The organism is Microbaculum mangrovi (assembly GCF_051390635.1).
Lineage (GTDB): Bacteria > Pseudomonadota > Alphaproteobacteria > Rhizobiales > Tepidamorphaceae > Microbaculum.
This window is the reverse complement of record NZ_JBPODT010000007.1, coordinates 1-20,145: the sequence shown is the minus strand read 5'-3', so window position 1 is coordinate 20,145 and position 20,145 is coordinate 1. Positions and strand designations below refer to the sequence as shown.

Below are 20,145 nucleotides of genomic sequence, written 5' to 3'. Positions count from 1 at the left end.
GATCATGAAACGCGTTTTATCTTTTGCCGCACTTTGCTTTACCATTGCCGCCACGCCCGCACTGGCCGATAGCGCGATCATCGCCAGATGCACCGGCAACGGTGCCTTCTTCTACCTGTCCGAATTCAGTGAGGAACTGATCCAGGACGCTATGTCGGCCAATTATGATCTCGGGCCGGCCCCTTCTCCGGGAACGATTCTCGTGCTGCGCGAGGGCAAGGCGCCCAATTGGGACTCGCGGTCCCGAGCCGAGATCGACAGGGATTGCGGCGGTGACGGTGACGACGAGCTCGCATTGTTCGACGGTATACAGCCCCGTTCAGGGCTTTGGCAGGCCCGGTTGGGGGAAGCGCGGCTCGAAGGCTGCCCGGCGATGATGCAGCAATTTCTCCCCCGGTCCCCCGGCGCGCTTCCGGCCGAATGGACGCAGCCGCGTCGGCTGACCCTCAAGGTGCCTTTCCACCCCGATCAGCTTGCGCTGACCCGCAGCCTTTCGGCCGATGGCCGCAGCATCGTCATCTGGCGGAACGCGGGCGATGACGCCTGGCAGACGGAGGTGTTCCCGGATCTTTTCGGCCAGATTCCCGCCGGGCAGGGCCGCGGCAGCAAGATGACATGGAGGCTGACAGTGAGGAGCGAAAGCGAGATCGACCACGTATCGACCATCCACATCGCGCTGCCTGCCGAGGCCGCCGCCGTCATGGGCAGCGCCGCGGATTGCCGGCTCTACAGCGCTAATTCATGGGTGCGTGTGGGAGAGTGAGCCGTTTCGACGCCCCGTCATCAAGTTCCGGATCGGAAGCCGGACGCTGGAGCCACGCCTCGGTGAGGGGCGCTCAGGTGTCGGCGCGCTTGCGCAAAATGACGACGTCCTGGAACCCTGGAAAGCGCCGTCGCACCTCCACGATGTCCATGATCCGTCCCCAGGCATTGCGGATGTAGGCGTTCGTGTAGAACACGTTGCTGGAATAGGAGCGGTCGCTCTTCCAGCGGAACACCATCTTTTCCGATTGCATCGCGCCGGCATCCCGGCGGGCCTTGAATTCGGGGTGGTTCGCGAGCCCCTTGTAGAGCGGCCAGCTCTCCTCGAGTTCTTCCCAGGTATGCTCGGAGTGGACGGTGATCCAGGCGAGGCCGCCAGGGCGCAGGATACGCCTGAGTTCCATCAGCCAGTGGAGCTCGAAATGCTCGATATGCGTGAACACGGAGAAGGCCGAGACGAAATCGACCGAACCGTCCTCGAGCGGCAGGGAGGGGACCGAGTGGTTCTGGAACACCTCGATGTTCTCGGGCAGGTGCCGCAGAACCCAGTCGACGTGACGGCTGTTGATGTCGCAGCCGATGACCCGGCGCACGTCGCTGTTGATCGCGAAATGACGGACGACGCGTCCGGACGCGCAGCCGATATCGAGATAGGTGTCGAGCTTGGTGCCGTGCAGCGCCGCGCATTTCAGGATATTGTGCATGTCGCGGAAGCCGCTCGCCCAATAGCTGAAATGGTGCGGCCCGTAGTAGCCTTCCCGGTCCGCGATGGTCGGCAGCGGATAGCGATCCTTCTCCAGGCCTTCGTCATAGGGAAGGTTTTCGGCCGCCCAGTCCGTGCCGTGGCCATCGCTCGCGCGATACGTGATCGCCGGTTCGAGGACCTCGAAGTCCTTCGGTTCCGGGTTGAGAGAGATGAAGTTCTCCCAGATATCGGATCTCACAGACCTACTCCTCGGATTGGGACAGCATTCGGATCCCGTTGAGATGGCCGGGCAGGACCACCGGGACGTTCCTGTCGGCCACGTGCTTCGGCAGCCGGACATTTCCGCGCCATGCGACGCCCAGCACCTGCATCGTGTTATAGAGGCCGATCGACCAGCCCTGCGCCTCGAAGACCCTCAGCCCCGCCGCGACGTGCGGCGATGTGAGATCGTGAAAGACGACGACGGCCTTTCGCGCCATGTGTTTCGATACGGCCTCGGCGTCCGAGGCGGGCGCATCCTCGTCATGGTTGCCGTCGATGAAGGCGAACGACCAATCTGCCTTCTGAGTCGAGCGCACCGCGTCGACGATCCAAGGAGAGTATCCCGGCCACAGCCGTGCTTCGCCCTGTCCCGTATCGCGGTCCAGAGCCGTCTCGATCGCTTCACGGATATTCGTCCGTGCGAGTATCGGGTCGATGACATCCAGACGCAATCCGGCGGCGACGAGGTGGGCGGTGGACCATCCCACGTGGCAGCCGACTTCCAGGGCGCGCTCGCCTCGAAACGGTAACGCGAGGTTGTGAAGGAGCAGGGCTTCCTCGACGGACAGGACACCGATCCGGCTGAGTTTCTCGTCGGCGTCGCTGCGCCAGATATGCGGCACGCGGTGGCGCAGATACGGCCAGTTGATCCGCGTTGGGTCGCCGGGGCGCAGGTTCTCGAATGCGGGCGACAGGTCGATCTTCGCCAGGCCCGGGGGCACGTAGTCGTAGCGTTCGATCAGGGGCTTCGTCGGCTCGTCCGTCTTGATCGCGAGCCGGCCGGTATAGTCGACCGGCTGAAGTAGTGGCTTGCTGCCTTGCTCCAACGTGGCGAGGTACTGGTCGACCGCTATCCGGCAGCCCTTCCAGTGGCCGTAGTCGTCGATGATCATCACGCCGTTTTTCTGCAGGCGCGGATAGAGTTCCTCGAGTTCGACCAGCGTGCTGTCGAAGAAATCGGTATCGAGGCGCAACAAGGCGATCGGGCCCGTCTGGATCGTCGGCAGGACCGTGCGTACGTCACCCTTGATCAGATGGACCCGGCGCTTGTCGTAGCCGCTCAGCTCGAGGGTCGCGCGAACGTCTTCTTCGCTCGCCCGCGCCCATACCAATTCCTTGTCGCGGCCCTCTTCGGAGTCGTACATCAGGCTTTGAGCGGACCGCCCGAGCAGGTCGACGTCACTTTCACCTGGCGCCGTCATGCCCTCGAACGTGTCGAACAGATAGACGTCCCGAGCGGTCGGGCCGACCAGTTCGAGCGTTTTCAGGATGATCAGGGCGGAGCCGCCGCGCCAGACGCCGCACTCCACGATGGAACCGACGATCTTGTTCTCGACCAGGTATCGGACCGCCCGGTACAGCGCGTAGCCCCGCGCCGGCGAGGTCATGGTCTTTTCCGAAGCCGCGTCCCAGATCTCCCGGAATTCGGGATCCTCGAGAACCCACTTGTCGTCTTTCATCACAATCGGTGCGCCGATTCCAAAAATCAAACACGAGATCGGCCGCGCGACAGGCCGGTCGCCGGACGAGGGCCGTAACTAGTCACAGTCTCAATTGCCGTGCAACAGATTGTGGCGATGCCTGGCCGGATTGAATAGACCGCCCGGGATTATCGTTCAGGGCCTGTCGTTCTGGGCTTGTCGTCCCGGGTTATCGCCCGGGCATTTGACCAGCGGTCACCCCGGCGGGCGAATTGTGTATGCCGCACTCGGTCTTTTCGCGCCCGCGCCACCGTCCCGCGCGCATATCCTCGCCGGGCCGGACCCGGTCTGTGCAGGGCATGCAGCCGACGGAGGGATATCCCATGGCCTCCAGCGGGTGGCGCGGCAGTTCGTGCCGCGCGAAGTAGGCGTCGATGTCCTCGCGCGCCCAGGATGCGAGGGGGTTGGCCTTGATGAACTGTCCGTCCAGCTCCAGGACGGGGATCGTGCCGCGCGCCGCGCTTTGGTAGCGCTTGCGCCCGGTTATCCACGTATCGAACGCGCCGAGCGCCTGGTTGAGCGGCCGCGTCTTGCGCAACGTGCAGCAGGCATCGGGGTCGCGGCTCCACAGCATGCCGTCCGGATCGTCCCGGACCACGCAGGCCGGGTCGGCGCCGATTCGCCGAACGTCGGTAAGGCCGAGCTTTTTGGCGAGCCTTTCCTGGTACTGCAGCGTGTCGCCGAACAGTTTGCGGGTATCGACGAACAGAACCGGCAGCGACGGATCGATCGCGGTGACGAGATGCAAAAGCACCGCCGCCTCGGTGCCGAACGACGACACCAGCGCGATCCGGCCGAACCGGCTGTCGGACAGGATGGCGCGAACGAGTTTTTCGCCCGCCAATGCGCGGTAGTCCTGCTCGAGCGACGGAAATATGTCGAAGGCTGTCGCGGCTTTCATGCCCATCTCCCGGAGATCATTCAAAACGATTCCGTTGGCAGGAAAATGAATGCTTTCGCCAATCGGCGGGGCCGATTGCGCTTAAGCCGCATAGTATGTTTAAAGGTGCCACACTTCGCCTTTGGTTCCAACCACGGTAGCGGCAACAAGCATGAAAATCATGGTTCTGGGCGGTGACGGCTTCTGCGGCTGGCCGACGGCATTGCATCTCTCCAAGCTCGGCCACGACGTCGTGATCGTCGACAATCTGTCGCGTCGCATGATCGACGTCGAACTCGAGGTCGACTCGCTGACGCCGATCCGTCCGCTGGGCGAGCGGGTCGCCGCGTGGAAGGAGATTTCCGGCCGGGATATCCCGATACATCGCTTTACCGTCGGCGAGCACTATCACCGCCTGCTCACGCTGATTAAGGACGAGAAGCCGGACTCGATCGTCCATTTCGCCGAGCAGCGTGCCGCGCCCTATTCGATGAAATCGTCGTGGCACAAGCGCTACACGGTGCGAAACAACCTCGGCGCCACCAACGACCTTTGCGCCGCGATCGTCGAATCCGGCATGGACATCCACCTCGTCCATCTCGGCACGATGGGTGTCTACGGCTACGGCTCGGCCGGGATGAAGATCCCGGAGGGGTACCTGCAGGTCAAGGTCGAGACGGACACCGGCGATCTCGTCGAGCAGGAAATTCTGTATCCGGCCAATCCGGGGTCGATCTATCACATGACGAAGACCCAGGATCAGCTCTTCTTCGCCTTCTACAACAAGAACGACGGGCTGAAGGTCACCGATCTGCACCAGGGCATCGTCTGGGGCACGCAGACGGCCGAGACCCGCCTCGACGAACGGCTGATCAACCGCTTCGACTATGACGGCGACTACGGCACGGTGCTCAATCGTTTCCTCATGCAGGCCGCCGTCGGCTATCCGATGACCGTACATGGCACCGGCGGGCAGACCCGCGCCTTCATCAACATCCAGGACACGGTTCGCTGCATCCAGCTCGCGATCGAGAACCCGCCGCAGAGCCGCGAGCGGGTCAACATCCTCAACCAGATGACCGAGACCCATCGCGTGCGCGATCTCGCCCAGATGATCGCCGATATCACCGGCGCCTCCGTCGACTTCGTGGCAAATCCGCGCAACGAGGCGGACGAGAACGACCTGCACGTGCGCAACGACCGCCTGCTGCAGCTCGGCCTGGATCCGATCACGTTGAAGGAAGGGCTGCTGCACGAGATCACCGAGATCGCGGCCCGGTATGCCGATCGCTGTGACCGCTCGAAGATCCCCTGCCGCTCGACCTGGAATGTCAGTCGGGCCCAGGAGCTGCAGGCGCCCTGAAGGAGCGCCCCAAGATGCGTGTAACCGTACTCGGTGGCGGCGGATTCATCGGGACCAATCTGTGTCGGCGCCTGAAGGCCGCCGGCGCTGACGTCCGTGCCATCGGCCGGTCCCTGGCGTTTCCCGACGCGATGGTCGGTGTCCCCTGGACCCAGGCGGATTTCGATGACACCGCGTCCCTCGCCGCCGCGATCGCAGGCGCCGATACCGTGGTCCACCTGATCAGCACGACCACGCCGGCATCCTCCAACGTCGACATGGCCCAGGATGTCGCGGCCAACCTGCTGCCTACGCTCGCGCTTCTCGACAAGTGCCTAGAGCTTGGCATCCGCCGGGTCGTGTTCCTGTCCTCAGGCGGGACGGTCTACGGCATCCCGAAGTCTACCCCGATCCCGGAGACGGCGGCGACGGATCCCATCAGTTCCTACGGCGTCGTCCGGCTCACGATCGAGAAGTACCTCGGCCTCTACCGGCATCTGCACGGTCTCGATTCGATCGTTTTGCGGGTGGCGAACCCCTACGGGCCGTATCAGCGCCTGCGCGGCCACCAGGGTCTCGTCCCGGCCTTTCTCGAACGGATCCTGAACGACGAGCCGATCGAGATCTGGGGCGATGGCGAGACGGTGCGCGACTATGTTTTCGTCGAGGATGTCGCCGAAGCGATCCAACTTGCGATCGGCTACGAAGGCCGGGAGAAGCTGTTCAACATCGGCAGCGGTCACGGACGCACGGTCAACGAGGTGGCGCAGTCGTTGCGCGATGTCCTCGGCCTGCCGGTGCGCACGGACTACAGACAGGCCCGCCCCGTCGACGTGCCGCGCAACATCCTCGATATCAGCCGGGCGGACGCGACGCTCGACTGGCGCCCGCGCGTCTCGTGGGAGGAGGGCCTACGCCGGACGGTCGACTGGACTCGCGCCCGCCGCGACGGTATTGCCGAGAAAGCCCAGACCGTTCGCCTGAATGACGTTTGATCCGTCGACGGTGTGATCGTTTCCGCTGGCATTGCGCCAGGCGCGGTCCCGGAACAATGCAGCGAGCCCTTTGAGATCGTGACGTTTCCAGAGAAGAAGCTGGTCATCCTTGCGACGCAGCGCAGCGGTTCCACCCTGTTGTGCGAAGACCTGCGCAGCTACGGCGTGTTTGGGGATCCAGACGAGCATTTCCTGCTTATGCTCCGCCGTCACGCGGTGCCGGACTGGCCGCAGATGCTGCGCGAACTCGTCGACAAGCGGGCGCCGAACGGGGTGTTCGCGGTGAAGCTGATGGTCAACTATGCCCAGGCCGTGGACGACCGGCTGCGCGACTCCGGGATCGTCCCCGAGCAGCCGGACCCGTCTCTCTTCCCCCATATCCGCCGGTTTTCCGAAGGGGCCGACTGGATCTGGATTCGCCGGCGCGACGTCATCAGGCAGGCCGTTTCGCGGGAGATGTCGCGGCAGACGGGGGTGAACCACGCCGTCGAGCAGACCGGCCCGGTGCGGTACCTTGGTCGCACGATCAAAGGCTACACTGACGACTACAACGCCGATGCGGTTCTCGACGTCGATGCCATCGTCACGGATGTGGAGTCGATCGCGATGGAGGAAGCCGTCATCGCGCGATTTCTTGACGAGCACGCATTGCCCTGCCGCACCGTCTGGTACGAGGACTACGTCTCGAACTATATGTCGACCTTGAAGGAATGTGCCGCCGCGTTCGGGACGACGATCGCGGATCGCCCGCCGGAGCGTCGGCTCGTCAAGCTCTCCAACGACAAGAGCGAGCATTACGTCCGCTTGGCCACCGAGAAGATCAAGCAGGATATCCAGCTCGACCTGTAGTCCCGCCCGGGCCTGGCAGGCCTGGCGGCGGAACCGGCCGCTTGCCGCTACAGGCCCGGGGTCGCGCCGCCGTCGATGGCGAACCCGACGCCCTGGATGTGCCGCGCGCGCGGCGAGCACAGAAAGACCACCGCCTTGGCGACGTCCTCGGGCTGGCCGAGGGTGCTGTCAGACGAACGCGAACCGGTCTCAGTGTGGCCGAGATGGCAGAATTCAGGCGGCACCGAGTTGACGCCATTGCTCGAGCGCGGCGGCGCGATTGAGCTTGAAGATTTTTCTGCTGGAGAGACTACGTTCCTGGTTGAAGTGATTGGAGACGGAGGCATGGACGGCCGCGAATGTTTGCAGGCTTCGCATGCGCCGGAACCGGAGCATGGCCCGCTCCCGTCGTCGCAGCGGCAGATGAGCGTTCTCGACACGATTATTGAGCCAGCGTCCTGATGACTGAAGATCTTTTGCCCCCAGTTCCTTGAGCGCTGCGCCATAGGACGGCAACCGATCCGTCACGATCTCCCGCGGCCGACCGTAGCGTCGCAGCAGTTTCCTCAGGATTTTCAACGCGGCTTTCCTGTCGCGGCGCTTCGTAACAACGGCTTCAAGAACTTCGCCCTCGTGATCGACGGCACGCCAGAGGTAACGAACCTCGCCGTTGATCTTCACGAACATCTCGTCGACATGCCAGCGCCAGGTCGAGTAGATGCCCATCCGCTCGATGCGCCTGCGTCTGATTTCGGCGGCGAAGATCGGGCCGAACCTGTTCCACCAGAACCGGATGGTTTCGTGACTTACGTCAATCCCGCGCTCGTGCAGCAGGTCCTCGACATTCCTGAGTGAAAGCGGAAACCGGACATGCAGCATCACCGCCAGGCGGATGATCTCGGGCGAGGTCTTGAAGGAGCGGAAGGGATTGCGTTTGGTCATCGCGCAAGGCTTCGAGACCGCCACGTCCGCCTCAAGCCCGATTCCTCTGACACCACCCCCTGATAATCGGTCAAAAACGCGTAAAATTCCCTGTTCCGCCAAACTCACCCTTGCATCGGACACCTGGAGACGGCCGTCCGCACCGGCCCCGAATGCGGAGGATTCGTGGCTTGAAGTCGTCGGCGGGATTGGGATTGCACCGGGAAAAGGCGCCCGACACCCGGCGGTTGCGCCGATGCTCGGAAGCCAGGAGACGAGTGTCCAGACTTGTTGGCGGAGTGGTCAGTCCTCAGCGAATTTGTCTCGGGCGCATTTTCCCTGATCTGCGGGAATCTACAGGGTATTCTCGCAAACAAGCCAATTTTTGGTGGGGCATAGGGCGTTAGAAGCTCAAATTTCCAATATGTTAGGATGTAATTCCCTGTTCCTTGGAACAGGGAACGGTCTTCGGTGTATCAGGGTATGGAGCTGACGTATCTGCGAATATAAGCCTTCGACTCAAGATGCCTCGGCCACCCCCGCCCCGTAGAGTGTATCTGCTCAGTCGGAAGGCGGGGAATTCTGCTTCATCGTCGGACGGCTCCGATCAGTGACCTGCCGGTTCCGTCTTCAACCGACGGGCCTCAACCCCCTGACCACCGCCGCTCGAACTCGGCATTGAGAACCTCTTCTGCCAAGCGCAAAGCGAATGCTGACTGGCCACCAGTCGCTTTGATTCGTACGCGACGGGATAGCCTCGCTCGACGGTTTTGTCGACCGCATCGCGCTTGAAAGTCGTCTGCGAAATTGTCGGTCGTCATTACCACCTCTTTGGTGCCTAAGAATAAAGGAAGGGTGTTTACAAATCTGGGGTAATTCGTTGGATTGCTACTGGCATTCTGAAAAGTCACCTATTTGTTGGTTCTTGTTCCGACGTAGCCATAACGATGGGCTTAAGGCGCAATGGTCGCCTGCGGGATTGGGCGACAGTGATCAGGACGATAAGTACAACTGCGGCCCATAGGAATACGTCAACATCGGTCACAATCCACGCGACTGCGAGGCTACCCGCAAGACCAGCTCCGGCGCTTTCCCATCGCGTTGTGGAGACAAGGATATGGCGAAGGGTCAGCGCCAAGAACGCTATCGTTGCCGTAAACCACGCAAGCAACGGTTCGATCAGAGCAAATGGGGCCGGCGGAAACTGCAGAACTTCCGGTCGATAGATGAATAAAAAGGGAAGGATTAGGGGGCCGCTCATCACACGCATGGCCGCCCAAGCGGTGCGCCAGAAGCTAGTTTCAGCAATTCGGCTTGCCACTATAGCAGCTGTCGCGACCGGCGGCGTCACGGCCGCATAGACCGCAAAATAATAGACGAAGAGGTGAGATGCGAGTGGGTCGATGCCTATAGCCTTGAGCGCAGGTACCATCATAATAGCGACCATCGTGTATGCGGCGATCGTCGGCAGGCCACAACCGAGCAGGAGCGACGCGAATGCCACGAGCAGCAGTGCTGGAAGGATCTGACCACTAGCCAGTCCCGCAAGCGCGCTTGCGAATTTGGGTCCGAGAGCCGTGGTTATGAGTGACTGCGCCACAAGCGAGATCGCTGCCGTAATAATTGCGAGTGCGGCACCCTGCTCGGCACCTGAAATTAGCCCGCGAATGATTGAGTTAGCGGTTTCCCGGAACCCGTCGCGTGAACGCCATGTGCGGGGTCGCAGGATAGAGATAGCGATGACGGAGCTGATGGCGAGGACGACAGCGGTAGTCGCCGAATAGCCCTGCATCAGGAAGTACACGAGCGTGATTAGCGGCGCCAGGAAGGGCACGAGCTCGCCCCGAATAATAGAGAAATCGGCGGGCTCGCTCTCAGCGATCTTCCCCGCCTTGCGCACTAGGAAGAAGATCGAAATCAGCACAGAGGCATAGAAGGCAAGAGCCGGTACCAGTGCGCGCGCGGCGATCTCGATATAGCTGATGCCGAGATAGGCGGCCATTATGAAGGCGCCGGCTCCCATGACTGGCGGAAGAACCTGTCCGCCGCAGGAAGCGACAGCCTCAAGGGCTCCAGCGTCCTCCGCGCGGAAGCCCTGCTTTTTCATCGTGGGGATCGTGAACGTACCAGTGATCGCGACGTTTGCGACAGTTGCCCCTGTGACCGTGCCAAGAAGCGAGCTCGAAACAACGCACGTAACGGCCGCGCCTCCTCGCATGATACGTCCGAGCCAGTTGCCGAGCTCCATGAAGAGGCGCGTCACGCCGGTCGAAGCGAGAAGCGAACCAAATATCATAAACAGAAATATGACGCTCGCTGAGATCGGGGTGATCTGCCCGTATAGACCCGTGCCGCCGGACGAGATCAAGAAGGTCATGGCGTAGTCAAAGGACGGGTGCTTCGCCGCACGAAGCGGACCCGGGATAAGATAGCCGAGGAAGAAATATGCAAGACTTACGACCGCTAGGGCGGCGATGATGATGCCCCATTCCATCCAGCAAAGGATGACTACTGCGGCGATCATGGTGACGCCGGCCAAAAGCTGCGGATCGGTGAGCCCAATTCCGAACCGCATCTCGAGATCTTCGGTAACCGTAAAAAGGTAAACGCTTGCAACGAGCGAGCCGGCGAGACAGACGAAGGCAAGGCCGCGCAGCATGCCGACCCGCCTCCTCACTTGGTCCAGCCCGATCAATAGCGTCGCGAAGCCAACATGGATGATCGCATGCTCTCCTTCCGTGAGCGGGCGGGCATAGGCGAAATAGAGGTGATAGACCGCCGCTGTCAGTGCCAGTCCAACCGCGAGGCGCGAGACCGCATTCATGGCATCACTCCGGCATCGACTCGGCCGGTCGGACGGATGCGCCCGGCCGAGTGGGGAAGCCCTTCCTACGCAGTCAGAGGAGGCCAGCTTCCTCAAAGGCCCGTCTTGCGCCAGGATGCAGATCGTCCGCCTCCCAATTGCCGAGAAGCCCGTCGCCAGAGGCGATGACGGCCAGTGTCGCGGCATAAGTAGGCAAGGCGTCGGCATTCTCGATCATGAACTTCGTAAGCTCATAAGCCACCTCCTCCGGGAAATCCTTGTGGACGGCAAGCGATGCCGGAGAGTAGATCCATTGGACGGAGCGGCCGCAGGCAGTTTCGGGGATCGCCTTGCTGTCAACGGTGATAGGCTGGAACTCGAGCCCTGCCGCCGCAGCCCGTTCGAAGGCCTCATTCGGGAAGCCTACGAGGCAGATGTCATGGCCGGAGGCGAAGAGCTGGCTTACGACGCTCGGTTTGAACGCCTTGCTGCCGTCTGGCGACATGACAATCTGCGAAACAATGGCGTCCACGCGACCCTCGGGCAGCGACTCGTGCGAGGGTGTCGTGCCCATGAACTCCATTTCCGGTTGGACCTCGGGCAAGCCTTCTTCGAAGAATAAGGCGGGCAGGCCGCCCCAGTGTGCCTGCGCCCGGCGGCCGAGGGCAAGACGCTTACCGTCGAGATCTGTAGCGGATTCGATCGATGTGTCCGTAGTGAGAATTCCAATTGCGCCGTAGAACCCGTTGAAAAGAATTTTCACGTCATCGCGGATCTCGGGGTAGGCCTTGTCGAAGAATGGTTGCACGCCCTTCTCGGCATAGACGAAGTCGAGTACGCTAGTGCAACCGATCGATTGCGCCCATTCGCCGCCCGACATAATATTGACGGTCACCGCCGTCGAACCCGGTCCTTCAGCATTCGTGATGCGCAAGCTGGGATGACGCTTCTGCGTGAGATCCTGTATAGCGTTGCCGACCGTGTACATGATCGAGCCAAAGGGCGCACAGCGCAGGCCAATTTCCTGAGCTGACGCCGCCTGCGGCGGCAGCGTGGCAGCGAGCCAGAGCACAGACGCTGCCGTAAAACCGGCTTTCATCCTTGGCGTTCGGTCAATCCTCATCTTCCTCTCCCTCTCCCTGTAATCGCTTCTTCCCAAGTACGTCGTCATTTTTTGTCAGCGGTACCGTCCCGGCCGGTGCCAGCGGATGTCGTTACATGGAAGGCTCGAAGCGGCTGATGGCCGTCTCCCGAATGTCGAGCACTTCCGAACTGGTTAGGGCGCCTGAGGCGACCTCGATGGCATAATTGAGCAGTCTCGCGCCGGCATCACCGAGCGGTTCAGCGTTCTCGATGACGGCAGACACGTCGAAGTCAATATTGTCGCTGAAGGTATCCACGGTGTTGCGGTTGCCGGAGACCTTGACCGTTGTCGCGACGGTGCTGCCGATGGGGTTTCCGACGCCCGTCGAGAACAGGATCATCTGGCAGCCTCCAGCGGCTAGCCCGGTAAGTGATTCAACGGCCGGTGCCGGTGTCGCCATGAAGTGAAGTCCAGGCTTCTGTGGGGCCTCGCCGTATCGGAGCACCCCGACGAGCGGCGTGCTTCCGGCCTTCGCCATTGCACCAAGTGCCTTTTCCTCGATCGTCGTCAATCCGCCGCGAATATTGTCCTTCGAAGGGTTCGCCCCCCTGAGGTCGAGCCCACGCGACATCACCTCCCTTTCAAAGCTCAGCACCGCGTCAAGGAAGTCCTGAGCCACCTTTTCGTCGGCGGCGCGCCCAGCGAATAGCTCTTCGGCACCAAAGAACTCCGACGTTTCGGAAATAACGACCCTCCCACCGGCTTCAACGATCCGGTCGGCGACGACGCCGATGCTGGGATTGGAGGCAAGGCCGGATGTCGTATCCGAGCCGCCGCACTCAACCCCGACCGTCAGCTTTGAAATGGGGTAGGGCACCCTGCGTTGGCGCGTTACCTCGCGCACAAGGCGCGCCGCACGTCTGGTGCCGTTGGCTGTCGCTTCGATTGTTCCGCCCACGAGCTGGATATCGACGACTTCAACTGGCTTTCCGCAGCTCCGGATCCGCGAAGCAACTTCCTCTGTCGTCACCGGCTCAAGCCCGACTACGACAACTGCCGCTATGTTGGGATTGCGTGCGAGACCGGCGAGCGTGTCATACGCTATCTCTAGATCACGTCCGAGCTGGCCACGAACGAAGAGCGTGGTAATAGGAAGTGTCCCATTGACTGAGCGACAGATTGCGCGGGTGACGGGATTGCAGTTGTCCATCACGGAGACGATACCGACTTGGTTGCGCAGTCCCACTTGGCCGTCCGGCCGCTCATAGCCTAGAAACTCCATCGGATCTCTCCTCGCCTACCGGTCGCCACGCGCCCGCAGCGCTTCGACATTGTGGATATGAACGTGATCGCCGACGGCGATGTCAGCTGTGGCGCGGCCGATTACCTGTCCATATTTCAGGACGTCGTCACCGGTGCGAATCTCACTGACAGCGCATTTATGACCGTAGGGAATGTCAGCACGGAGCTCGATCATGCCACCCCGCTCGCCAGTCAGTTCGGCGGATGCACCGCCGCTGCCGGCATCTATTAACGTCGCCACGTTGTCGTCGGGATGGAGTACAATTGCTCGCGTCATCTGATGCTCCTTGATTATGCCGACTCCGTGCCGGCCGGAAATGGTAGGCCGACGTTCTCGCCGGCTTCCTGCAACTCTGGAAGGACAACCCTCGGAATGGACACTCCTATCTGGTCTGCCTCTTCTTCTGTTTGGTGGGCTCGCTCGCCCGGGATCCGAGCGTCTGGACCGCCCTCTCTGCTGTAGTGCGAGGTCCATGCCTCGACATGTTCGTTATACGAGGTCCTGCCGTAGACGAGGTCGGGATTGATGACGAGAATGAGCGCATTCATATGCCCCGTACCGCTTTTCACTCTGCCTTCTTGGTTGAGGCTTGCGTGGAAAGGTACGCCCGCGAGGCTGCCAGCTAGGATCTCGACCATCATTGCTAGGGCCATGCCCTTGTGACCGCCGAACGGCAGGAGCGAACCGAGCAGCGCAGCGTCCGGATCGGTCGTTGGCTGGCCCTGTTCGTTAAGTGCCCAACTCTCGGGGATCGGCTCCTTGTTACGTGCGGCGAGCAGAATATTTCCACGGGCGGCGACGCAACACGCCATGTCGATTACGATTGGCGGCCCGTTGGGTCGAGGTGCTGCAATAGCGAGCGGGTTGTTCCCTATGATCGGCTTGTTCGCACCGCGTAGGCCAATAATCGGTGGCGTAGCCTGGAACATCAGGGCTACCATACCCGCCTCTGCGGCCCGCAGAATGTTAATGCCAAGCGCGCCAAGATGCCCCGCATCCTGAAGCTGGCAGGCGACAATTGGGGTCGTACATGCAGCAGCGACAGCTTCGTCCACGGCTTTCGGCCCGGCTACCTGACCGAGTGCGCCGCCAGCATTAATTCGTAGGAGGCATCCGTCGAATGATCGCTTCGGCGTGAAATTCGCGACAATTTCACCAGTCTGGAGTTTGTCGAGGTAGCTTCGCATCCGCACGATCCCGTGCGTTCTGAAGCCGCGGGCATCGGTCCTCACTAGAGTCCGCGCCGCAAGGGCAGCATCCCCTCGGTCAAGGCCGGCGCTCGCGAGCATACCGGCCGACCAATCTTCCAGAGAAGTCCGTGCCACGCGCAAGCTCGCTTTTGCGGGTTCGTCGGACTTTGTCGTCTGGGTCGAGGTGCTCACAGAACAAACCTTTGGTAGCGTTTCAGATCTTCGATAGCGCTGCGGATTCCAGATCGGCGCAACTGTTCGGCCTCTTCAGCCTTCCCGTCCGCCATCGCCTTGAGAACAAGGCGCAGGTCCCGGATGCCGCGTTCCACTCTGCCCGGCAACACCAGCACTCTGCGCATGATGATTTGCGTCTGGTCTTGTACACTGTCCAACATAGACGCCAGGACAGGATTTCTTGCGGCTTCGATCAGCTTATTGCGGAACCGCGTGAATTCCTTCTCGTAGAGCTCAATGTCTCCGCCGACGACCTTGCGTTCGAACTCCTCGTCGTAGGTATCGAGAAATTCTTGCCAGACGTGCGGGTCCTCGCACTCGACCGCACGCCGCACCGCAAGTCCCTCCAGCACTTCCCGGACATCATAGATCTCAAAAACTTGGGGTAGCTCCAGCCGCCGGGCCACTGCCCCTTTATTGGGGATCCGTTCGACCAGACCGCGTAGCTCGAGTTCCGCCAGAGCCTCCCGGACACGCGTCCGCGACACACCGAACTCGCGTGCCAACTCTTGGTCCTTCAGCTTTCCGCCGGGAAGGATCTCATGCTCCGAGATTCGTCGACGCAGTTCCTGCACTAACTGGGGCGTCTCCCTGTTCGCGCGCGCACCATTTTTCCGGCGGACGGGCATGGGTCCTGGCTCCGTTGGACTAGCTAAACCATCATGCTTCAGCCTGACATCAGGAATGTCAACATTCATGCCGCCAGCTATGCGAATGAATTGATCGAAATGTTGTCCAGATCGGCTTGCGAGAAAGGCCCGGAACTCGCGATCTGTTTGATAGAAAAGCAACAAATCCCTGCAATTTGGCCCCCTCCCGGCTGGAGTGACAGAAGAACATAATGTCAATGATTCTGTCGACATTATTGACGAGTCAGAATCAGCTGATAGGCTCCGGATAATGTTCTGAGGGTAGTGGTGGGCCACCTTTTTGGCCAAATCTGAAGTGACGTGTGAAGGAGGTATAGGCAGATGTCCGGCACCTTTCTCGGATATGCGCGGCCCGACGGAAGTGCCGGCGTTCGCAATCGGGTGGCAATCCTGTCGATTGTCGATACCGCCGCAGGAACTGCGCGACGTATTGGCGCCATGGTGCGGGGGGCGACCGTAATCACCACCAGCTTCGGTCGAGGTCAGATTGGTTACGACTATGAGATGACAGTGCGGGCTCTGGCTGGCCTCGGATCAAACGCTAATGTCGCGGCTGTCCTCGTCGTTGGTCTTGAACCGGCCTCCGCCGAAATCGTCGCCGCGCAGATCAGGCCAACGGGAAAGCCAGTCGAGATTGTTACCGTTATGGGTGACGGGGGGCCACTTAGCGCAGCGCTCAAGGGTGCGCGCTGGGTCGCCGATCAAGTCATCGCGGCCTCGCGACAGCAGCGCGAGCCGCTGCCGCTATCAACCCTAACGGTCGGGGTGGAGTGCGGCGGCTCGGACACGACTTCGGGCATCGCGTCCAATCCCGCCGTCGGATGGGCCGCCGACGCGCTAGTCGACGCGGGAGGGACCGTTGTCTTGTCGGAGACATCGGAGTGGATGGGTGGCGAGCACCTTCTGGCGGAGCGAGCGGTTGATCCCGAGATCGGCCGCAAGATTATTGAGGCGGTCGGCCGGGTCGAGCAGGACGCTATTGCCCGCGGTGTCGACATCCGCGGGCAGCAGCCGACGCCGGACAATATCGCCGGTGGGTTGACTACGATCGAGGAGAAGACCCTCGGCGCGATCCGAAAGGCCGGGACGCGCCCGATCGTTGGTTTCTTAGAGTTTGCGCAGCGACCTGTGAAGTCGGGGCTCAACCTAATGGACACAGCAGCGCCGGCGGCGGAATCGATGACGGCACTGGCTGCCGGTGGCTGTCAGATCATCATGTTCTCGACAGGGCAGGGAAATCCAAGCGGCGATGCGATCGCTCCCACGCTCAAAGTCAGCGGCAATGCGGGAACGATCGCCCGCCTTGGGGACGCGATCGATGTCCAGGTCACCGAGATTATCAAGGGCACGGGCACGCTCGATGATGCCGGGCGCCGTGTTCAGGAGGCAATGCTCGCGGTCGCCGAGGGCATGCTCGTGCGCAGCGAAGTCTACAATGAAGAGGTGACTACGATCACACGGTTCGAGAAATCGCTCTAGGAAAACGAGGGAGGGAACAATGAAAAATTTTTCAGCTGCAAGTTTGGTCGCGATCTGTGGTGCCTTGATGGTGGCTCCGGTAGCGGCGCAGGAATATCCAAACAAGCCCATCACGATCGTCGTGCCGTTTGACCCAGGCGGGGGCAGCGACCTGATTGCCCGCACCGTAGACAAGTTCACCTCAGACGAGTTCGGCTCGACATTCACCTTCCAATACCGTCCTGGCGCGGGCGGCCACATTGGCACAAACAGTGTGGCCGGTGCCAAACCCGACGGCTACACTATCGGCACTTATAATTCACCTCATATCGCGCTCGGTCCGATCACCGGCGTAGCGCAGTACTTGCTGGAGGATTTCACTTGGCTCGGCCAGGTTGCAGCCGATCCTGGTGTGCTTGCGACGGCGCCCGGAAAGTACAGCTCTCTCGATGAGCTAATTTCCGCGGCGAAGGACAAACCCGGTACGGTAACTATCGGCTCGGCCGACCAGTTCGGTGGCACGCACCTCCTGGCGCTGCGGATTGCTGAAGAGAGCGGCGCCGATATTTCTGTCATACCCTTTCCCGGAGGCTCCCAACTGGTTGCGGCGGTACTCGGGGGTCACGTCGATGCCGGCGTGGCTGGACAGCCGGCCTGGATAGGGTCGAAGGAAGAGACGCAGTTCCTCGCAGTGACGGGCGACCGGCACAGCAATGCGCTTCCTGGCGTACCCACTCTGAAGGAACAGGGGTTGGACCTGACCTACATCACGGGTCGCATCTTTATCGCTCCAGCAGGACTCGATGACGCGGTGCGTGACCGTCTCCGGGAAGGGTTGCGTAACATCTACGAGAATCCACAGTTCCAGGCGGAGCTCAAGAAGGTCGGGCAAAACCCCAACTGGAAGTCCGGCGATGACCTGCAGGCTTCGATGGAGGAGTATAAGGACGTAGCGACGCGGTTATTTGAGAAAGTGAAATAGGCTTCAGGCCAAGACAATGCAGTCGCTTGATCTTCTGATCGATGGGTTCGCGGCGACGCTGACGTTCAAGATCATGCTGATCATGAGCGCCGCGATCACCGGCGGCATAGTCATTGGAACGCTGCCGGGTCTGACGTCAGTCATGGCGATTTCGCTAATGCTGCCGATCGCTTATAGTCTGGATCCAACCACCGGCCTCGCAATGCTGGGGGCCATATATTCGGCCGCGATTTATGGCGGGGCCAATTCAGCCATCTTGCTCAACACGCCTGGTACGCCGTCGTCATTAGCGACAACCTTCGACGGTTACCCGATGACGCAGCAGGGTCGTGCCGACGAGGCGCTCTACGCATCCCTCATCGCGTCGGTCATTGGTGGGCTGATCGGCACCGTCGTACTGATCGTCAGCTTCGAACCACTCGCGCGATTTTCGCTCGCCTTCGGTCCGCCAGAGTATTTCTGGCTGGCGATGCTGGGGCTCCTAACAATTGCGGCAATGTCGAGTGGCAGCCTGATCAAGGGGATACTCTCCGGTTCAATCGGTTTGCTGCTTGCGACTGTAGGCCTCGACCCTTCGGTAGGGCTGCCGCGATTCACCTTCGGCTTCCCGAGCCTAATCGAGGGCATCGGCATGGTCCCCGCGCTGCTCGGCATATTTTCCTTCTCACAGGCTTTGAAGCTTCTCGAGGACCAAGCCTCGTACATCGTTGACTACAAGCCGAAGCGTCAGGTGATACGCAGACTCGTTCCCATGTTCATCCAGAAATGGTGGCTTGTCCTGCGTTCGTCGCTGATCGGCACGGGTGTTGGAATCCTGCCGGGCGCCGGCGGCGTGATCGCGTCCTTGATCGCCTACAACGAAGCCCGCCGGTGGGATCGCGAACCACATCGCTACGGCAAGGGAGCCATCGAGGGGCTTATCGCCTCTGAGAGCGCCAACAACGGACAGGTGTCTGGCAGTCTCGTGCCCATGATGGGGCTCGGCATTCCCGGCAGTGCGAACGCGGCAGTGATCCTCGGAGCTCTGCTCGCTTTCGGAATTCAGCCGGGCATCGGACTTCTGCGCCAGAGCGGTGATGTAGCATTCGCTTTTATGGCCTCGCTCATCGTCGCCAACCTCCTCATGCTGGTGATCGGAGCGATCATGATCCGGGGCACCGTGAAGGTCCTCTTAGTGCCTTCCGCCTATATCGGCCCAACCATTATTGTCTTCTGTTGCATCGGAGCCTACTCTGCCTCCTATGACGTCTACAGCATTGCCGTCATGGCCGGGACCGGCACGCTAGCATATTTCTGTTCGAAAGCTGGGTTGCCGCTCGGGCCGATGGGACTGGGTCTTGTGCTCGGACCGGTCGCCGAACAAGGACTAGGATTGTCCCTTATGATGGCCCGAGCGACGGATAGCATTCTCGACGTTCTCGTCTTCCGGCCCATCTCACTCGTCCTGATAGGGTTTTGCGTTCTCGCCATAGCCTCATCCGTGTTCCTGCAGCGAAAGGAGCAGGACCTCCTCAAACGCGCTTCGGGAATGACAGGAGATTGACGGGCGATGGCAGTACGCTTCGGTCTAGTCGTCTACTTAACGTTGATACTGATTGCGGTAATTTTCTGGACCCAGCTCGATGGGCTTCTCTATCCTGCAGGCGTCTTTCCGCGGTTCATTCTTGTCGTGCTTGCGGCTTGCTCCGTGATCTCTCTGATTCGTGAGGTTGCAGCTCCAAAGCAGCAGCCCGCGATCAACAAGCGGGTCATCTTCGCCTTCGCTATCGCCGGGTCGACGGTCGTTTACATCTATGCAATCACCATCATCGGGTTTTACCTATCCTCCACAATATACCTGCTTCTCCTCTATCCGCTCGTAAACATCATCAAGGATGGCGCTGGCTTCTCGCGGCGCCTTTTCATCGGAACGATCTCGACGACAGCCATCGTCATCAGCGGGCTTTACATCGTATTCACGCTACTCCTGCGTATTAATGTGCCCGTGCTCCTCGCGAATGGTCCATTCTGATCGCGAAGAGGCTGAAGTATGGACCGCCGGGGGGCATATTCCTGAGCTGGCCAATTACGAAGTGGCTACTCCTCCTGGCCTGCTCCCCGGAAAGTGGCCATTGGTCTGAGTTAGAGTTCGGCTCCAATGAAGCGCTTGGGCTTGGTGGTCCGGGATCGACGCTAGTTTCCGACGGCCTGAAGCGCTTGGGCTTGGTGGTCCGGGATCGACGCTAGTTTCCGACGGCCATGAGCCTAGTACCTTCTTCGCACGGT

At 60.9% G+C, this 20,145-nt stretch carries 19 protein-coding genes; 8 read left to right on the top strand and 11 right to left on the bottom strand.

Features of this window, described 5'->3' with window-relative positions; all coding sequences use genetic code 11:
* Positions 1–4: 4 nt before the first annotated feature.
* A complete protein-coding gene (locus tag ACSF9G_RS23195) occupies positions 5–763 on the top strand; it encodes a hypothetical protein (protein WP_436644440.1) in 759 nt (252 codons plus the stop codon).
* A gap of 73 nt (positions 764–836) precedes the next feature.
* Here ACSF9G_RS23195 and ACSF9G_RS23190 read toward each other — a convergent pair whose 3' ends face one another.
* The 3 genes from ACSF9G_RS23190 to ACSF9G_RS23180 form a co-directional block, all read right to left on the bottom strand.
* Positions 837–1,706: a class I SAM-dependent methyltransferase gene (locus ACSF9G_RS23190; RefSeq protein WP_436644439.1), complete on the bottom strand. Its 870-nt coding sequence runs from the start codon at positions 1,704–1,706 to the stop codon at positions 837–839.
* A gap of 4 nt (positions 1,707–1,710) precedes the next feature.
* A complete protein-coding gene (locus ACSF9G_RS23185; protein WP_436644438.1) occupies positions 1,711–3,189 on the bottom strand; it encodes a class I SAM-dependent methyltransferase in 1,479 nt (492 codons plus the stop codon).
* 190 nt (positions 3,190–3,379) lie between these two features.
* The gene (locus tag ACSF9G_RS23180) at positions 3,380–4,111 is read right to left on the bottom strand and encodes a phosphoadenylyl-sulfate reductase (protein ID WP_436644437.1); all 732 of its coding nucleotides are present in this window, start codon (positions 4,109–4,111) and stop codon (positions 3,380–3,382) included.
* Between the two features lie 151 nt (positions 4,112–4,262).
* Between ACSF9G_RS23180 and ACSF9G_RS23175 the strand changes: the two genes are divergently transcribed.
* The 3 genes from ACSF9G_RS23175 to ACSF9G_RS23165 all read left to right on the top strand — a co-directional run bounded on the left by ACSF9G_RS23175 (position 4,263) and on the right by ACSF9G_RS23165 (position 7,276).
* Positions 4,263–5,453 carry an NAD-dependent epimerase/dehydratase family protein gene (locus tag ACSF9G_RS23175; protein ID WP_436644436.1) on the top strand — a complete coding sequence of 397 codons (1,191 nt, stop codon included), beginning with the start codon at positions 4,263–4,265 and terminating at the stop codon, positions 5,451–5,453.
* Positions 5,454–5,467: 14 nt separating this feature from the next.
* Positions 5,468–6,427 carry an NAD-dependent epimerase/dehydratase family protein gene (locus ACSF9G_RS23170; protein WP_436644435.1) on the top strand — a complete coding sequence of 320 codons (960 nt, stop codon included), beginning with the start codon at positions 5,468–5,470 and terminating at the stop codon, positions 6,425–6,427.
* A 78-nt stretch (positions 6,428–6,505) separates the two neighbouring features.
* On the top strand, positions 6,506–7,276 hold the full coding sequence (locus ACSF9G_RS23165) for a Stf0 family sulfotransferase (RefSeq protein ID WP_436644434.1): 771 nt from the start codon (positions 6,506–6,508) through the stop codon (positions 7,274–7,276).
* 47 nt (positions 7,277–7,323) lie between these two features.
* Here ACSF9G_RS23165 and ACSF9G_RS23160 read toward each other — a convergent pair whose 3' ends face one another.
* The 8 genes from ACSF9G_RS23160 to ACSF9G_RS23125 form a co-directional block, all read right to left on the bottom strand.
* Positions 7,324–7,500, bottom strand: a complete 177-nt coding sequence (locus ACSF9G_RS23160) for an SDR family oxidoreductase (RefSeq protein ID WP_436644433.1) — start codon at positions 7,498–7,500, stop codon at positions 7,324–7,326.
* On the bottom strand, positions 7,490–8,197 hold the full coding sequence (locus ACSF9G_RS23155; protein ID WP_436644432.1) for an IS6 family transposase: 708 nt from the start codon (positions 8,195–8,197) through the stop codon (positions 7,490–7,492). Before ACSF9G_RS23155 ends, ACSF9G_RS23160 begins: the two co-directional genes overlap by 11 nt.
* Positions 8,198–9,083: 886 nt before the next feature.
* Positions 9,084–11,000 carry a TRAP transporter permease gene (locus ACSF9G_RS23150; RefSeq protein WP_436644431.1) on the bottom strand — a complete coding sequence of 639 codons (1,917 nt, stop codon included), beginning with the start codon at positions 10,998–11,000 and terminating at the stop codon, positions 9,084–9,086.
* Positions 11,001–11,073: 73 nt separating this feature from the next.
* Entirely contained in the window at positions 11,074–12,102 is a 1,029-nt protein-coding gene (locus tag ACSF9G_RS23145) for a TAXI family TRAP transporter solute-binding subunit (RefSeq protein WP_436644430.1), read from the bottom strand.
* Positions 12,103–12,193: 91 nt separating this feature from the next.
* Complete coding sequence (locus ACSF9G_RS23140; protein ID WP_436644429.1) at positions 12,194–13,345, bottom strand: UxaA family hydrolase; 1,152 nt, start codon at positions 13,343–13,345, stop codon at positions 12,194–12,196.
* 15 nt (positions 13,346–13,360) lie between these two features.
* Positions 13,361–13,642: a UxaA family hydrolase gene (locus tag ACSF9G_RS23135; protein WP_436644428.1), complete on the bottom strand. Its 282-nt coding sequence runs from the start codon at positions 13,640–13,642 to the stop codon at positions 13,361–13,363.
* Positions 13,643–13,656: 14 nt separating this feature from the next.
* Positions 13,657–14,691, bottom strand: coding sequence for an Ldh family oxidoreductase (locus ACSF9G_RS23130; RefSeq protein WP_436644461.1), 1,035 nt, complete (start codon positions 14,689–14,691; stop codon positions 13,657–13,659).
* Between the two features lie 53 nt (positions 14,692–14,744).
* The gene (locus tag ACSF9G_RS23125) at positions 14,745–15,581 is read right to left on the bottom strand and encodes a GntR family transcriptional regulator (protein ID WP_436644427.1); all 837 of its coding nucleotides are present in this window, start codon (positions 15,579–15,581) and stop codon (positions 14,745–14,747) included.
* 180 nt (positions 15,582–15,761) lie between these two features.
* Between ACSF9G_RS23125 and ACSF9G_RS23120 the strand changes: the two genes are divergently transcribed.
* Genes ACSF9G_RS23120 through ACSF9G_RS23105 form a run of 4 tightly spaced genes read left to right on the top strand, consistent with a single transcriptional unit; the run spans position 15,762 to position 19,891 of the window.
* Complete coding sequence (locus ACSF9G_RS23120) at positions 15,762–16,919, top strand: UxaA family hydrolase (RefSeq protein ID WP_436644426.1); 1,158 nt, start codon at positions 15,762–15,764, stop codon at positions 16,917–16,919.
* A gap of 19 nt (positions 16,920–16,938) precedes the next feature.
* The gene (locus tag ACSF9G_RS23115) at positions 16,939–17,880 is read left to right on the top strand and encodes a Bug family tripartite tricarboxylate transporter substrate binding protein (protein WP_436644425.1); all 942 of its coding nucleotides are present in this window, start codon (positions 16,939–16,941) and stop codon (positions 17,878–17,880) included.
* A gap of 16 nt (positions 17,881–17,896) precedes the next feature.
* A complete protein-coding gene (locus tag ACSF9G_RS23110; RefSeq protein WP_436644424.1) occupies positions 17,897–19,423 on the top strand; it encodes a tripartite tricarboxylate transporter permease in 1,527 nt (508 codons plus the stop codon).
* Between the two features lie 6 nt (positions 19,424–19,429).
* Positions 19,430–19,891 (top strand): tripartite tricarboxylate transporter TctB family protein, encoded by a 462-nt coding sequence (locus ACSF9G_RS23105; protein WP_436644423.1) that lies wholly within the window; start codon positions 19,430–19,432, stop codon positions 19,889–19,891.
* The last annotated feature ends 254 nt before the right edge of the window (positions 19,892–20,145 follow it).